Here is a 16,569-nt window from a genome sequence, read left to right on the forward strand (position 1 = left end):
GAGGGAAAAACGCGTGCAAGAGTTAATCGAGTCGGTAGGACAACTTTCGGCTAAGCAAAGAAAGGCTCTGGCGGTTCTGCTCAAGCAGAAAGGCGTCAACCTCTTTGACATTGCCCCGGTTTTCAAGCGCACGGCTGAAGAGCCGCTGTTGCTGTCCTACGCTCAGCAACGCCAGTGGTTTCTCTGGCAGTGGGCGCCGCACAGCGCGGCCTACAACATTCCGACGGCCCTGCGTTTGCAGGGGCCGCTGGATGTGACTGCGCTGGAGCGCAGCGTCCAGGCGCTGATCGAACGACACGAAACCCTGCGCACGGTGTTCACTCAGGAAACCGGGCAACCCTTGCAAGTGGTCCTGCCCGCAGGACCCTTTGCACTGGAGATCCATCAACTGAGCGCTGCGCTGGCGAACGACCCTGAGGCTTCAATTCAGGCGTTCGTGCAGACCCAGAGCCAGAAAACTTTCGACCTGGAGCACGGCCCGCTGTTGCGCGCGGCCTTGCTGCAAGTCACCCCGCATGATCATGTACTGGTGCTGACCCTGCACCACATCGTGTCCGATGGCTGGTCGCTGCAAGTGATGATCGAAGAGCTGGTGCAGCTTTACGCTGGCTTCAATCTCGGTCACGACGCCGGTCTGCCGGCCTTGCCGATTCAATACGCCGACTACGCCTTGTGGCAGCGGCAGTGGATGGAGGCCGGTGAGCAGGAGCGGCAACTGGCGTACTGGCAGGAGAAGCTGGGCGGCGAGCAACCGGTGTTGGAACTGCCGATGGATCGCCCGCGCTCAATCGAGCAAAGCTTCGCCGGCGCCAGCCATAACCTGATTCTCGACCCGACGCTGAGCAACGCGCTCAAGGCCTTTGCGCGCAAGGAAAACGTCACGCTGTTCGTCTTGCTGCTGGCCTCGTTCCAGGCTTTGTTGCACCGTTACAGCGGACAGCCCGACATTCGTGTCGGTGTGCCGGTGGCCAACCGTGGGCGGGTGGAAATCGAGCGTCTGATCGGCTTCTTCGTCAACACTCAGGTGCTCAAGGCCGACATCGACGGGCAACTGCCGTTTGTCGATCTGCTGCGTCAGGTCAAGCAAACCGCGCAGCAAGCGCAAGCCCATCAGGACTTGCCGTTCGAGCAACTGGTCGAAGCGCTGGAGCCGGGCCGCAGCTTGAGCCACAGTCCTTTGTTCCAGGTGATGTTCAACCACCAGGCCGAACGCCGCGCGAGCGTCGAGACGCGTCTGAACGGCCTGAGCATCGAGCCACTGGAATGGCAGAGCCAGACCGCGCAATTCGACCTGACCCTCAACACAACCGAACAGGCGCATGGCATCGAAGCCGTGCTCAAGTACGCCACCGATCTGTTCGACGCGGCAACCATCGAGCGTCTGGCGCAACACTGGACCGCACTGTTGCAGGCCATCGTCGCCGAGCCGACGCAGCGCATCGGCCAGTTGCCGATGCTCGATGGCAGCCAGCAGCAACAATTGCTCGCACAGTGGAACCCGGCGTTGGTCGAGCAAACGGTCGAGCAATGCATTCACCAAACCATCGAAGCCCAGGCCGAACGTCATCCCGATGCGGTGGCCGTAACCTGCGACGGGCAACGCCTGACCTACGCAGAACTCAATCGCCGCGCCAACCAGTGGGCGCATGTGCTGATCGAGCGTGGCGTCGGCCCGGACGTGCGCGTCGGTGTCGCCGTTGAGCGTTCGCTGGACATGATCGTCGCCATCCTCGCGGTGCTCAAGGCCGGAGGCGCCTATGTGCCGCTGGACCCGGGTTACCCGGATGATCGTCTGAGCCACATGATCGAAGACAGCGGCATCGAGTTGCTGCTGACCCAAGAACATCTGCTGGCGCAATTGCCGGTTCCGCAGGGGCTGGCGTGCCTCGATCTGAATCAAACGCCAGAACATGGCAACGACACCAACCCGGTGTGCCTGACTACGCCGGATAATCTGGCCTACGTCATTTACACCTCCGGCTCCACCGGCAAACCGAAGGGCGCGCTGCTGCCGCACAGCAACGTCATGCGCCTGTTCAGCGCCACCGAACACTGGTTCGATTTCGGTCCACAGGACAGCTGGACACTGTTCCATTCCTACGCCTTCGATTTCTCGGTGTGGGAGATCTTCGGTGCGCTGCTCTATGGCGGCAAACTGGTGGTGGTGCCCCACGACGTCAGCCGCTCCCCGGAGGATTTCTACACCCTGCTGTGCGACGAAAATGTCACCGTCCTGAACCAGACGCCGTCGGCGTTCAAGCCGTTGATGCAGGTGGCCAGCGAGTCGACACGCGATAACGCGCTGCGTTATGTGGTGTTCGGTGGCGAGGCGCTGGAAGTGCAGAGCCTGCGTCCGTGGTTCGAGCGTTTTGGCGACTGTGCCCCCACGCTGATCAACATGTACGGCATCACCGAAACCACCGTGCACGTGACTTACCGGCCGTTGTCGCTGGCCGACTTGCAGCATAGCCACAGCAGCCCGATCGGCGAGCCGATTGTCGACCTGTCGTGGTACTTGCTCGACAACTCGCTGAACCTGGTGCCGCAAGGCTGCATCGGCGAGTTGTACATCGCCGGCGCCGGCCTGGCCCGTGGTTACCTGAATCAGGCGGGAATGACTGCTACGCGGTTCGTGCCGGATCCGTTCAATCCGCAGGCGGGTGAGCGTCTGTATCGCACCGGTGACCTCGCGCGGTTGCGCGGCGACGGTGTGATCGAATACATCGGCCGTATCGACCATCAGGTGAAGATCCGCGGCTTTCGTATCGAACTCGGGGAAATCGAAGCGCAACTGCTCAAGCACCCCGAAGTGCGCGAGGCGGTGGTGCTGGCGGTCGATGGCCTCAGCGGTCAGCAACTGGCGACCTGGATTGTCGCCAACGAGACGCTGGACGCCGAAGGGCAGGGCGCGCTGCGCGAATCGATCAAGGTTCACCTGCGCCAATCCCTGCCGGATTACATGGTTCCGGTCAGTTGGGCGTTCCTTGAACGTCTGCCGCTGACGGCCAATGGCAAACTCGATCGCAAGCAACTGCCACAGCCCGACGTCGCCCAGGTGCAGGAAGCGTACGCGGCACCGCGCAACGAACTCGAACAGCGTCTGGCCGAGATCTGGCAGGACGTGTTGAAGGTCGAGCGGGTCGGCCTCAACGACAACTTCTTTGAGCTGGGCGGCGACTCGATCATTTCGATTCAGGTGGTCAGCCGCGCCCGTCAGGCGGGCATTCGCTTCACCCCCAAGGACATTTTCCAGCACCAGACCGTGCAGCGTCTGGCCACCGTCGCGCAACAAAGCGATGCGGTGCAGACCCAGCAGGGCGAGGTACTGGGCGACGCGGTCCTGACGCCGATCCAGCATTATTTCTTCAACAGCGACATCCCGGTGCGGCATCACTGGAACCAGTCGATCCTGCTGACCCCGGCCACCGCGCTGCAAGCGGCACCGCTTGCGCAGGCTTTGCAGCATCTGCAACGGCACCATGACGCCCTGCGCCTGCGTTATCGCCAATCCAGCGATGGCTGGCAACAGAGCCATGCGCCTGCGGAGCAAGCGCAAGCGTTGCTGCGCACCTTTACGCTGGACGACAGCGCGGCATTGCCGGCCTTGTGCCTGGACTTGCAACGCAGCCTCGATTTGCTCGATGGCCCGCTGATTCGCGCGGCGCTGGTCGATTTGCCGGACGCCAGCCAGCGCTTGCTGCTGGTGATCCATCACCTGGTGGTCGATGGTGTGTCGTGGCGGATCCTGCTGGAAGATCTGCAAACCGCGTATCAACAACTGAGCACCGAGCAAGCCGTGCGTCTGCCGGCCAAGACCAGCGCGTTCAAGGAGTGGGGCAAGCGTCTGCAGGAGTATGCCCGCAGCGCTGAACTGGAAAGCGAACTGGATTACTGGCGCGGGCAGCTGCGCGATGAGTCGGTCGAACTGCCGCTGGACAACCCGCAGGGCCAGTTGAGCAACTGTTTCGAACGCAGTGTCGATACGCGTCTGGACGCCGAACGCACCCGTCAGTTGCTGCAGCAGGCGCCAGCGGTTTATCGCACCCAGGTCAACGACTTGTTGCTGACCGCGCTCGCCCGGGTCTTGTGCCAGTGGACCCACACCGACAGCGCACTGGTGCAGCTTGAGGGTCACGGTCGTGAAGACCTGTTCGACGACGTCGACCTGAGCCGCACGGTGGGTTGGTTCACCAGCATGTTCCCGGTGCGCCTGAGCCCCGAGGTCAATCTCGAAGCGTCGATCAAGGGCATCAAGGAGCAACTGCGCGCGATCCCCAATAAAGGCATCGGCTATGGCTTGCTCCGTCACTTGGGGAGCCCCGAGGCGCAAGCTTCCCTGAACCCATTGGCGCAACCGAAGGTGACGTTCAACTACCTCGGCCAGTTCGACAACAACTTCGACGCCGACGCCCTGTGGGTGCCGGCCACCGAAGACAAGGGCGCCGGCCAGGACGAAAACGCGCCGATGGCCAACTGGCTGACCATCGACGGTCGGGTCTATCAGGGCCAACTGAGCCTGACCTGGACCTACAGCAGCGATGTCTTTGAAGAGGCAACCATCAACGCGCTGGCCCGCGCGTATGAAGTGGCGCTGGGCGAGTTGATCGACCATTGCCTTAGCCACCCGAGCGGTGGTTTGACGCCGTCCGACGTGCCACTGGCGGGGTTGTCCCAAGCGCATCTGGACAGCCTGCCGATCGCTGCCCAGCGCATCGAGGACATTTATCCGCTGGCGCCAATGCAGCAGGGCATTCTGTTCCACAGCCTGTACGACGCCGATGCCAGCGCCTATGTCTATCAGATGCTGCTGGACATCGACGGCCTCGACGTGGCGCGCTTCCAGCAAGCCTGGCAGCGCGTAGTGGATCGCCATGAAGTGCTGCGCGCCGGTTTCATCTGGGGTCGCGACGGCCTCGATGCGCCGCTGCAAGTGATCAACCGGCAGTTGACCCTGGAAATGCCGGAAGTCGATGTGCGCGGTGTGACGGATCTGCCGGCCGTGCTCGAAGCGCGGGCGCAGGCCGACCGTGAGCGCGGTTTCGATCTGCAGAACCCGCCTCTGTTGCGCCTGTGCCTGCTACGTACTGCCGATGACCGTCATCGTCTGATTTTCACCTGCCACCACATCCTCATGGATGGCTGGAGCAACTCGCGGATGTTCGGCGAGGTATTGCAGGATTACGCCGGTCACCCGGTGCCGAGTGCACAGGGTCGTTACCGCGACTTCCTGGTCTGGCTGCAGGGTCAGGACAAGGCCGGCGCAGAGGATTTCTGGCGCGGGCAACTGGCTGAACTGGACGAGCCGACCCGTTTGGCTTCGGCCTGCCATGGGCGTACCGTGCCGGGGCCGGGCAAGCAAATGCATCGTCTGCATTTCGACGAAGTCTTTACTCAGCGCCTGAACAGTTTCTCCCGTCAGCAGCAAGTGACCCTCAACAGCCTGGTGCAAGCGACGTGGTTGCTGGTGCTGCAACGCTACACCGGCCAGGCCACCGTAGCGTTTGGCGCAACCGTGTCCGGGCGCCCGGTGGATCTGCCGGGCATCGAGCAGCAACTGGGTCTTTTCATCAATACCTTGCCGGTGATCGCCAGCCCGCAGGCCACGGTCAGCGTCGGCGACTGGGTGCGCAGCGTGCAGGACAAGAACCTGTTGCTGCGTGACTTCGAGCAGACGCCGTTGCAGGACATCCAGCGTCTGGCGCAACTGAGCGGCGAAGCGCTGTTCGACACCTTGCTGGTGTTTGAAAACTATCCGGTGTCCGAAGCGCTGGAAGCCAACCCCGGTGGCCTGCGTTTCGCAGGTTTAGAGCACCGCGAGCAAACCAACTACGGTCTGACCCTGATCGCCGGGGCCAGCGACGTGTTGAATCTGGACTTCAATTACCTCACCGAACACTTTGCCGAGCGCAGCGTGCAGGGGCTGGCGGCGCATATGCAAGAAGTGCTGCGTCAGTTCCTTGAGGCGCCGCAACGGCTGTTGGGCGAGATCGGCCTGCTGTCGGTCGCTGAACGCCAGACACTGGCGCAGTGGAACGACAATCACGCCACGTATCCGGCTGAACGTCTGATCCCGCAAAGCTTCGAAGCCCGCGTGCAAATGCATCCGCACGCACAGGCCCTGAGTCACGCCGGCGTGGCCCTGAGCTACGCCGAACTCAACCAGCGCGCTAACCAGTTGGCCCGTCATCTGCAGGTGCTCGGGGTCGGCCCCGAAATCCGCGTGGGCGTGGCGATGCCGCGTTCGGCGGAGCTGGTAATCGCCTTGATGGCGGTGCTCAAGGCCGGTGGCACCTATGTGCCGCTGGACCCGGATTATCCGGCTGATCGCGTGGCCTACATGCTCGACGACAGCCAGGCAAAAGTCCTGCTGACGCAACAGTCGCTGCTGGCGCAATTGCCGCAGACCGACGCCGAAGTGGTATTGGTCGAGGCGGGCGGTCAGGCGTTTGCCGAGTTGTCTTCGGACAATCTGCCAGCGCAGGGCGACTCCGCCAATCTGGCGTACGTCATCTATACCTCCGGTTCCACCGGCAAACCGAAGGGCGTGGCCATCGCTCATCGCAATGTGCAGGCGCTTATTCACTGGTCTGCCGAGGTCTACAGCGAAGACGATCTGCAAGGTGTACTGGCCTCGACGTCGGTGTGCTTCGACCTGTCGGTGTGGGAGATTTTCGTCACCCTCGCACGCGGCGGCTCGATCGTCATGGCGCGCAATGCACTGGAGTTGCCGGACTTGCCGGAGCGTGATCAGGTACGCCTGATCAACACCGTGCCGTCGGCGATTGCCGCACTGCAACGCATCGGGCAGATTCCGCAGGGCGTGCGCATCATCAACCTGGCCGGTGAGCCACTGAAGCAAAGTCTGGTCGACACGCTCTACCGCGAGACGGCAGTGGCGCACGTCTACGACCTGTACGGCCCGTCGGAAGACACCACGTATTCGACCTGCACTCGCCGTGAACTCGGTGGCCAAGCGAACATTGGCCGGCCGCTGGTCAACACCACCGCGTATATGCTCGACGGCCAATTACAGCCAGCGCCGATTGGAGTGGCGGCCGAGCTGTATCTGGCTGGCGACGGCATCACCCGTGGTTATCTGTTCCGCCCGGGTCTGACTGCTGAACGTTTCGTGCCGAACCCGCTGTCGAAAACCGGCGAGCGCATGTATCGCACCGGCGACCTGACCCGCTTCACTGACGACGGCCGTATCGAATATGTCGGGCGCATCGACCATCAGGTGAAGGTGCGCGGGTTCCGCATCGAACTGGGTGAAATCGAAGCGCGTTTGCTGGCCCGCAACAGCGTGCGCGACGGCGTGGTGCTGGCCGTGGATGGTCCGAGCGGTCAGCAACTGGTCGCGTACGTGGTCCCGAGCGACAGCAACCTGAGCCTCGAAGAGCAGGACGCTCTGAGCCAGGCGTTGCAGGACGTGCTCAAGGCGCATCTGCCGGAGTACATGGTGCCGGCGCAGTGGCTGTTCCTCGAGCAGTTGCCGCTGACCCCGAACGGTAAACTCGACCGCAAGGCTTTGCCGGCACCTGACGCCAGCCAGTCGCAGCGTGATTACGTGGCGCCGTCGACGCCGCTGGAGCAACAACTGGCTGAAGTCTGGCAGGACATTCTCAAAATCGAACGCGTCGGCGTCACCGACAACTTCTTTGCCTTGGGCGGCGATTCGATCATCTCGATTCAGCTGGTCAGCCGCGCGCGTCAGCAGGGGATTCGTTTCACCCCGAAAGATTTGTTCCAGCAGCAGACCGTGCAGAAACTCGCCACGGTGGTCTCGGTCGATCACGCCGACTCCCTCAGCGACACCCCGGCGGACTATCCGTTGGCCCAACTGGATCAAGCGCAGCTCGATGCCTTGCCGATGCCGGCTGACATGATCGAGGACGTCTACCCGCTGTCGCCGATGCAGGAAGGCATGCTCTTCCACACGCTGTCGGATAACGGCAGCAGCCTTTACATGCAACAGGTCAGCCTGCCGATCAAGGGCCTGGACGTGGAGCGTTTCCGCAAGGCCTGGGAGTTCGTGATCGTGCGTCAGGCGATTCTGCGCACCAGTTTTCATTGGCAGGATGGCTTGGCCAAACCGTTGCAGGTGGTGCATCGCCACGCGCCGTTGCAAATGCAGGTGATCGACTGGCGCGAACGCGACTTCAGCGAAGCGGCTATCGCCGAGTTCGCCAGCGATGACCGCGCCCTGGGCTTCGACCTGGCCGATGCGCGCTTGCAACGGATCACCCTGCTGCGCCTGAGCGACGATCAGTATCAAATGATCTGGACCAGCCACCACATCCTGATGGATGGCTGGAGCAGCTCGCGGCTGTTCGGCGAGGTTTTGCAGTACTACGGCAAGGGCGAAATCATCGGCGAGAACGGTCGTTACCGCGACTTCATCGCCTGGTTGCAGGCGCAGGATCAGGACGCTCAGGAGCTGTTCTGGAAGGCGCGTCTGGCCGCGGTCAACGAGCCGACGGCCCTGAGCCAAGCGATGCATCCGCGCCACAGCGTCGATGTCGCCGGCCACGATGCGATCTATTCCAACTGGGACAAAGCGCAAACCGCGGGCCTGTTGCAGTTCTGCCGCGATCTGCGCATCACCCCCAACACGCTGATTCAGGGCGCATGGCTGCTGCTGCTGCAGCGCTACACCGGCCAGCAGACGGTGACCTTCGGTGCCACAGTGTCGGGACGTCCGGAAAACCTGGCGAATGTCGGCAACATGCTGGGTCTGTTCATCAACACCTTGCCGATCATTCAGACGCCGCAAGCGGACCAGCGTCTGGCGGACTGGCTGGGCGAAGTGCAGGCCTACAACCTCGACATTCGCGATTATTCCCAGGCGCCGCTGGCCGATGTACAACGCTGGTCCAACCTCGGTGGGCAGGCGCTGTTCGACAGCATCGTGGTGTTCGAAAACTTCCCGATCGACGACCGTTTGCAGGAAGAAAACGACACCGACCTGACCTTCGGCAAATCCATCGGCCATGGCGTGACCAACGTGCCGATGGACCTCGCGGTGATGCTCGGCGACGAGTTGTCGATCGAATACCTGTATCTGCGCAGCCACTTCAGTGCCGAGGCCGTTGTCGGTATTCGCAAGACCATGGAAAACACGATTGCCGCAATGTTGGCGGCACCGTACGAGCGCCTCGGCAACTTGCAGCGCCTGAGCAACGAGCAATGGCAAGCAGCGCAAGCCTGGAGCGCCGAACCGGCTCACTCGCATCAAACGGCCCTGTTGCCGGAACTGATCAGCCGTCACGCGCAACAGCAGCCGCAGGCGATTGCCTTGCAATGCGCGGGGATGAGCCTGAGCTACGGCGAACTCGAACAGCGGGCCAATCGTCTGGCTAACTGTCTGATCGAACACGGTGCCGGGCCGGAAGTAGTGATCGGCGTGGCCTTGCCGCGTTCGCTGGAGATGGTGGTGAGCTTCCTCGCCGTCCTCAAGAGCGGTGCGGCGTACGTGCCGCTGGATATTGAGTATCCGCCGGAGCGTCTGGCATACATGATCGAAGATTCGGGCATGGCACTGCTGCTGACCCAGAGCAGCCTGCGCGCGACGCTGCCGGCGCCGGAAGGCCTGCTGCGCCTGGAAATCGATCACCTCGACGAGAGCCGCTACGCCGACCACGTTCCCGACTGCCGCGTTCACGAGCAGGGTCTGGCGTATCTGGTCTACACCTCCGGTTCCACCGGGCGTCCAAAAGGCGTCGCGGTCACCCAAGGCCCGCTGAGCATGCACTGTCAGGCGATTGCCGAACTGTACGAAATGGACGCCAGCAGTTGCGAGCTGCACTTCATGTCGTTCGCCTTCGACGGCGCCCATGAGCGCTGGCTGAGCACCTTGTACAGTGGTGGTCGCCTGGTGATCCGTGACGGTTGCCTGTGGACGCCGGAGCAGACCTATCAGGCGCTGCACGATTACGGCATCACCATCGCCTGCTTCCCTCCGGCCTACCTCAAACAACTGGCTGAATATGCGGCGGCCAGCGGCATTGCGCCGCCGCCCGTGCGGATCTATTGCTTTGGCGGTGATGCGGTGCCGGATCAGACTTTCGAGCAGGTCAAGGCTGCGCTGCGTCCCGAGTACTTCACCAACGGCTACGGCCCGACCGAAACCGTGGTCACGCCGATGCTCTGGAAAGTCCCGGTCAGCCAGCATTGCGAAGCGGCCTATGCTCCGATCGGCCGCGCCGTCGGCGCGCGTTCGTTGTACGTGCTGGACGAGGATCTGAACCCGTTGCCGCCCGGTTTTGCCGGTGAGCTGTACATCGGCGGGTACGGTGTCGCCCGGGGTTATCACGGGCGTGCGGACCTGACCTGCGAGCGCTTTGTACCGAACCCGTTCGCGGCGGGTGAGCGTTTGTATCGCAGCGGCGATCTGGTGCGTTTGCGTACCGACGGTGTGGTCGATTACGTCGGCCGTATCGACCATCAGGTCAAGGTGCGCGGCTTCCGCATCGAACTGGGCGAAGTCGAAGCCAGTCTGCGCCAATTGCCATCGGTCACCGATGCACTGGTGATCGCCCGTGACAATGCCTCTGGCAAGCAACTGATCGGTTATGTGGTCACCGCAACTGGCGAAGACATCGGCGATGAACTCAAGGCTGGCCTGCGTGCTTCGTTACCGGAATACATGGTGCCGGCGCAGATCGTCTGCCTGGATGCTTTCCCCGTCACGCCAAATGGCAAGCTTGATCGCAAGGCGTTGCCGGAACCGGAATTCAAAACCGAGGAATACATCGCGCCGCGCAACGAGCAGGAAAGCTTGCTCGCGGACATCTGGGCGCAGGTGCTGCAGGTCGAGCAGGTGGGTATCAGCGATAACTTCTTCGAACTGGGCGGCGACTCGATTCTGAGTTTGCAGGTGATCTCCCGCGTCAGAAACCACCCGACGTTGCAGATGGATCTCAAGCTGCGCGACCTGATGCGTTATCAGACCATCGCCGGCATCGTCGAGCAGGAAGTGGCGAAGGAGGGCACGGCCCAGCCACAGACGGACGTCACGCAAGTGGCCACCGAGGGGTTGTTCAATCTCTTGCCGATTCAGGAGTGGTTCTTTGCCGAAGGCATGGCCGAGGCGCATCACTACAATCAGTCGCTGCTGCTGAGCGCGCGCCAGCCGCTGGATCTGGACGCACTGGAGCAAGCACTGAGCTGGGTCGAGCAACATCACGACTCGTTGCGTCTGCGTTTCAGCCACGAAGGCGGGCGCTGGTTGCAACGCTACTGTGACCTCAACGAACAGGGCGAAGTGTTGCTCTGGCGTCGAGAAGCGGACAACAGCGAGCAGGTCGAAGCGCTGGCCAACCTCGCCCAGCGCAGCCTGAAACTCGACGACGGGCCGGTCTGGCGGGTGATGCACGTCGCCTTGCCCGATGGCCAGGCGCGATTGCTGGTGGTGATTCATCACTTGGTGGTCGACACCGTGTCCTGGCGGATTCTGCTCGACGATTTGAAAGTGGCCTACGAGGCGTGCGTGCAGGGGCAGGAGCCGAAACTGCCGATTCGCACCAGCAGTTATCGCTCGTTCGCCGAGGCGTTACAGACCCAGGCGCCGGTGATCGCCGAGCAGGAGCTGTCGTATTGGCTGGAGCAACTGGATCAGCCGGGCGTCGATCTGCCGTGCGACAACCCGCGCGGCAAAAACCTCGTGCGCCAACAAGCGCAGGCGCGGCTCAAACTGTCACGCGAACACACCGAACAACTGCTCAAACAGGCCCCTGCGGTGTACGGCACGCAGATCAACGATCTGCTGCTGTCGGCACTCAGTCGCGCGCTGTGCCGCTGGAGTCAACAACCGTCGGCGCTGATCCTGCTCGAAGGCCATGGTCGCGAAGACCTGTTCGAGACCATTGATCTGAGCCGCAGTCTGGGCTGGTTCACCAGCATGTTCCCGGTGCGTTTGCGTCCAGACAGCGATGACATCGGCCGTTCGATCGTCAACGTGCAGGCGCAATTGGCAGCGGTGCCGCAGAAGGGCATCGGCTACGGCGTGTTGCGTCATCTGGCGGGGGCCGAGGTATCCCGGCAACTGGCCGAGCTGCCGCAAGCGCGGGTCACGTTCAACTACCTGGGCCAGTTCGACCAGAGCTTCGACGAGCAGGCGTTGCTGGTGCCGGCGCTGGAAGAAACCGGTGACAACTACAGCCTCAAAGCCAACCTGGGCAACTGGCTGGAAATTGTCGGCCAGGTCTATGACGGTCAGTTGGCCATGCGCTGCATCTACAGCAGCCAGCGGTATCGCGCCGGCACCATGGATGCCTTGATGAACGATTTCCAGCGTGAGCTGGAGGCGTTGATCGAGCATTGCATGGCACGCGTGGGCTGATCGCCAATTGAACTGACTCTTGTGGGGGGCGTCGCCCGTGCGCGCCCCTTGTTTGCTCATACAAGGACCTTATCGATGTCGTTACACCCTGATCTGGAAGCCTTCCTCGACCTCGCTCAAGACAGCCAGGACGCCGGCCTGCCGGCCATGCACCAATTGACCCCGAGCGAAGCCCGGGCGACTTTCGAGCAGACCACGGCGCAGTTGCGCTGGCCTGTGCCCGAAGATCTGCACGTTACACCGGTCGACACCCTGGCTCGCGACGGTGCGCCATTGGCGTTGCGTCTGTACCGGCCCAATGGTGCGTCTGCGCCGATGCCGGTGCTGGTGTATTTTCACGGCGGCGGTTTCGTCGTCGGCAGCCTCGACTCCCATGATGGTGTGTGTCGTGAATTCTGCCGACGTACGCCCTGTGCGGTGCTTTCGGTTGGTTATCGGCTGGCACCGGAGCATCGCTTTCCTACGGCGCTGGAAGATGGCGAGGATGCCTTGTCGTGGCTGGCGGAAAACGCTGCGGGCCTGGGTCTCGACACCTCGCGCGTAGCGTTTGGCGGCGACAGTGCCGGTGCTACCCTGGCCACTGTGCTGGCTGTGCAAGCGGTGGTACAGCCGTCGACGGTGGCCATCGCGCCCAAGGTGCAGTTGTTGTGTTATCCGGTTACCGATGCGTCGCGCACTCATGATTCACGCTTGCTGTTCGGCGAGGGTTATCTGCTGGAGAACGATACGCTGGACTGGTTCTATCAGCACTATGCCCGCAGCCCGCAGGACTATTTAGACTGGCGCTTTTCGCCATTGTTGGCGGAGGACTTGCGTGGTGTGGCTCCGGCGATTGTGCTGTTGGCCGGATTTGATCCGTTGCTGGATGAGGGGCAGGCTTATGCGGATAAATTGCGTGAGCACGGTGTGAGTGTTGAGCTTGAGCATTGTTCGGGGTTGACCCATGACTTGCTGCGTATGGCTTGCGTTATGCCTGATGTTTTGCAGGTGCATGAACGCCTGAGCCGGGTTTTGGCGCGGGCTTTGGGTTGATTGTGTTTTGGTGGTTTGGTTGGGGTGAATATCCGTTGCTGCGGGTGTTGCTGATTAAGGTTCCGCCCTTACGGCGGGTCACTCGGGCTTCCAGATCAAGATCAAGAGCTGCATTCGAGCTAACGCTCATTGTGTTGAGTGGGGCGGCATGCGCCGCGTGCGGGGTGTACTTAGTTTCTTGTGGGAGCTGGCTTGCCAGCGATGGCGGCCTGACAGCCGACCAAGTTTTGACAGATGTACTCAACCCCTTGTAGGAGTTGCCGAAGGCTGCGATCTTTTGATCTGCTTGGCTTTGGCTTTGGCTTTTGATCTCCAGGCCCATCGGCAGGCTGAGTGGAGGGATTGATCCGGGGGTGGGAGCGCAGCGACCGTACGACGCAGTCGTATACAGCGGAAGGAGGTGCAGCGAAGCAAACCGGAAACGCTGCGCCCGGATCAATCCCGCAGCGAAGGAACCCGAGCCTAAGCGAGGGCCGTACGTCAGGGTAAAGCCTTTTTGGTTACTTTTTTCTGGGCCGGCATTCCGGGCGTCTGGAAAAAGTGACCCGCCGTAAGGGCGGAACCCTAATCAGCAACACCCGCAGCAACGGATATTCACCCAACCCCCAAGAACATGGTCGGCCCGAAGGCCGCCAAAAAAAAGCCCCACCAAGGCAGGGCTTTCTTAAAAGCGAAAAATCAGAAGTCAGCCTTCACCGACATCACGAAATTACGCGGATCACCATAAAAGTTACCGAACCCTTCGGTACCAATGGTCGAGTAGTAACGCTTGTCAAACAGGTTGTTCCCGTTCAACGCAACCGACCAGGTGTCATCGATACGGTAGCCAATGCGACCGTTCCACACGGCAAACCCGGCACCATCAATGTTGTCACCGCCCAAGGGCGAAGTCCGGTAGTTGCCCGTCTGCGCGTTGACACCCGCACCGATCGTCACGCGATCCAGCGGCCCGCTCAGGCTGTAGTCACCCCACACACGCAACAAGTGGCGAGGCACGTAGGAGTTATAGATCACGCCGTCTTGGGTGGCGTCAGCATCCTTCAGCACTTTGGTCTGGGTATAGGTATAGCCAGCCAACAATTGCAGGCGATCAATCACTTCACCGCTGACTTCCGCTTCAAAGCCCTGAGCGCGCACCTTGCCGGAGTTGATCGAGCAAGAACTGTCTTCGCAACGCGGGTCATCCTGAGCAGCATCTTTCTGAAGGGTGCGGAACAGGTTGAAGGTGCTGTTCAGACGTCCGTCGAACCACTCACCCTTGATCCCCAACTCGTAGCTCTGGCCAACCAATGGCTTGAGGGTGCTGCCATCGATAGTCTTGTAGGCGCCTTGCGGGGTAAAGATGTCGGTATAGCTGGCATACGCAGTCAGGTTGTCGTTGAGGTCGAACAGCACACCGGCGAACGGCGTGACCTGCCCGGTTTCCGTGGACTTGGTGTTGACCTGGGTGCCCACACCGCGGAAGTACTGCACCGAGTCGGTGTCGGACTTGTACCAGCTCACACGGCTGCCCAGTACGAGGGTCAGCGGATCGGCGAGTTTCAGGCGGGCGATGGAGTAAGCGCCGTACTGCTTGATGTGCATGTCCACCGGGCCGCCACGGGAGGCATTGGCCAGGTAGTAGCTTTCGTCCGGTTGCGGGATGTGGTGGTTGGGGTTGAGCACGTTCTGCCGTTGGGGCAGGGCGGCTACCGCGTAGAAGTCATCCTTGTGCGAGCGGCTGGCGTTGGCGCCGACCGTCAGTTCGTGTTGCTGGCCGAAGGCGTCGAATTTGCCATCCACGTAGGCATCGAAGCCGTAGTCGCGCTGGTCGTAGTCGTAAATGCTGCCCAGCATCAGCGTATTGGAGGCGGTGGCACCGATCGGTACTGCGCCGCTCGGGAAGGCGTATTCCATGTCCTGAGTGTTGCGCGAGTAGACGCCGGCGACCTTGAGCGACCAATCGTCGTTGAATTGGTGTTTCAGGTCGGCGAAGTAGGTGGCGCGTTTGCTGCGCTGGTTGTTCCACGCGGTGTTCAGGCACGTGGAGCGCTTGAGGTGCAGGTCGGAGCCGTCGGCGTAACGCGGCAGACCGCCCCAGCACGGCGTGGCATCGACGTCTTCATAGGCCATGCCCAGACCCAGGGTGGTGTAGTCGCTCAGGTCGAAGTCGAGCGCGCCGTAGTAGATCTGGTCCCTGCGTTCGCCCACGTCATAGAAATACTGACGGGTCTGTTCGGTGACCACGGCGCGACCACGGATGGTGCCGGCGTCGTTCAGCGGGCCGCCGGTATCGACCTGACCGCGATAGTTGTCCCACGTCCCTGCCGACAGCGACAGTTGCGTGTGCGCAGTGTCCTGGCCGCGCTTGCGCACGAAGTTGACGCCACCGGCTGTGCCGCCTGCGCCTTTCATCATGCCCGCCGCACCGCGCAGGACTTCCACGCGGTCATAGATGGCCATGTCGCTGTTGAAACTGTCGGCCTGTACGTAGCTGCTGCCCATATCCAGCGGCACGCCGTCGTACTGATATTGACCGGTCATGCGGAAACCGCGGGAGTAGAAATACTTGCCGCCCATTGGCGAGTCGTAAACGGTGATGCCCGGCGTCTTTTCCATCACCTGTTCGATGGTGTTGAGGTTCTGGTCGTCGAGCATTTTGCGGGTCATCACCGTGACCGATTGCGGTGTTTCCTTCAGCGAGTGCACACCCTTGCCGATGGTCACTCCGCCTGTCGTGTAGGAGTTGCTGCCCTCGGTGGTGGCGGTCAGGTGCTGGGCGTTGACGTTGGTCGGTGCCAACTCCATTGCATCACCTGTGGTCGGGCCGAGTACCGTGACGGTATTGCCGTCGCGCTGATAGCTGATGCCAGTGCCCTTGAGGATGGCTTTGAGCGAGTCGTCATCCTGATACCGGCCGCTGAGCGGGCTGGAGTGCAGACCTTGCAGGTTTTCCGGGCTGTAGATGATCTGCAGGCTGGTCTGCTGGCCCAGCGCCTGGAGCGCCTGCGCCAGTGGCTGAGCCGGAATGTTCAGGGTCCATTCCTGCGCCTGGACGTAAGGGGCGGCAGCGACAGTCAGTGCCAGACCCAGACCGGTGCTGGCCAGTCGGGAGCGTGTCGCGCCGTGCATCAGCAGGGCTCGAGTCAGAGGGCGAAGCATGAAACGGGATGCGGACATGAGGTTAAGACCTTGGCAGGTATAGTTGTTAATGGTTC

The 16,569-nt window shown here is 61.8% G+C and carries 3 protein-coding genes; 2 read left to right on the forward strand and 1 reads right to left on the reverse strand.

Annotated elements, in window-relative coordinates:
* The first annotated feature begins 13 nt into the window (after nt 1-13).
* Nucleotides 14-12,340 (forward strand): non-ribosomal peptide synthase/polyketide synthase, encoded by a 12,327-nt coding sequence (locus tag AB4P97_RS05000; RefSeq protein ID WP_395602130.1) that lies wholly within the window; start codon nt 14-16, stop codon nt 12,338-12,340.
* A gap of 75 nt (nt 12,341-12,415) precedes the next feature.
* Nucleotides 12,416-13,372, forward strand: coding sequence for an alpha/beta hydrolase (locus AB4P97_RS05005; protein ID WP_042558563.1), 957 nt, complete (start codon nt 12,416-12,418; stop codon nt 13,370-13,372).
* Between the two features lie 678 nt (nt 13,373-14,050).
* Here the strand turns inward: AB4P97_RS05005 and AB4P97_RS05010 are convergent.
* Nucleotides 14,051-16,531 carry a TonB-dependent siderophore receptor gene (locus tag AB4P97_RS05010; protein ID WP_395602131.1) on the reverse strand — a complete coding sequence of 827 codons (2,481 nt, stop codon included), beginning with the start codon at nt 16,529-16,531 and terminating at the stop codon, nt 14,051-14,053.
* Between the last annotated feature and the right edge of the window lie 38 nt (nt 16,532-16,569).

This window comes from Pseudomonas sp. A1230, assembly GCF_044218825.1.
Lineage (GTDB): Bacteria > Pseudomonadota > Gammaproteobacteria > Pseudomonadales > Pseudomonadaceae > Aquipseudomonas > Aquipseudomonas iridis.

Bases quoted from the DNA above. Each gene is read 5' to 3' on its own strand.
- AB4P97_RS05005 (WP_042558563.1), top strand. From the start codon at position 12,416: ATGTCGTTACACCCTGATCTGGAAGCCTTCCTCGACCTCGCTCAAGAC.
- AB4P97_RS05010 (WP_395602131.1), bottom strand. From the start codon at position 16,531: ATGTCCGCATCCCGTTTCATGCTTCGCCCTCTGACTCGAGCCCTGCTG.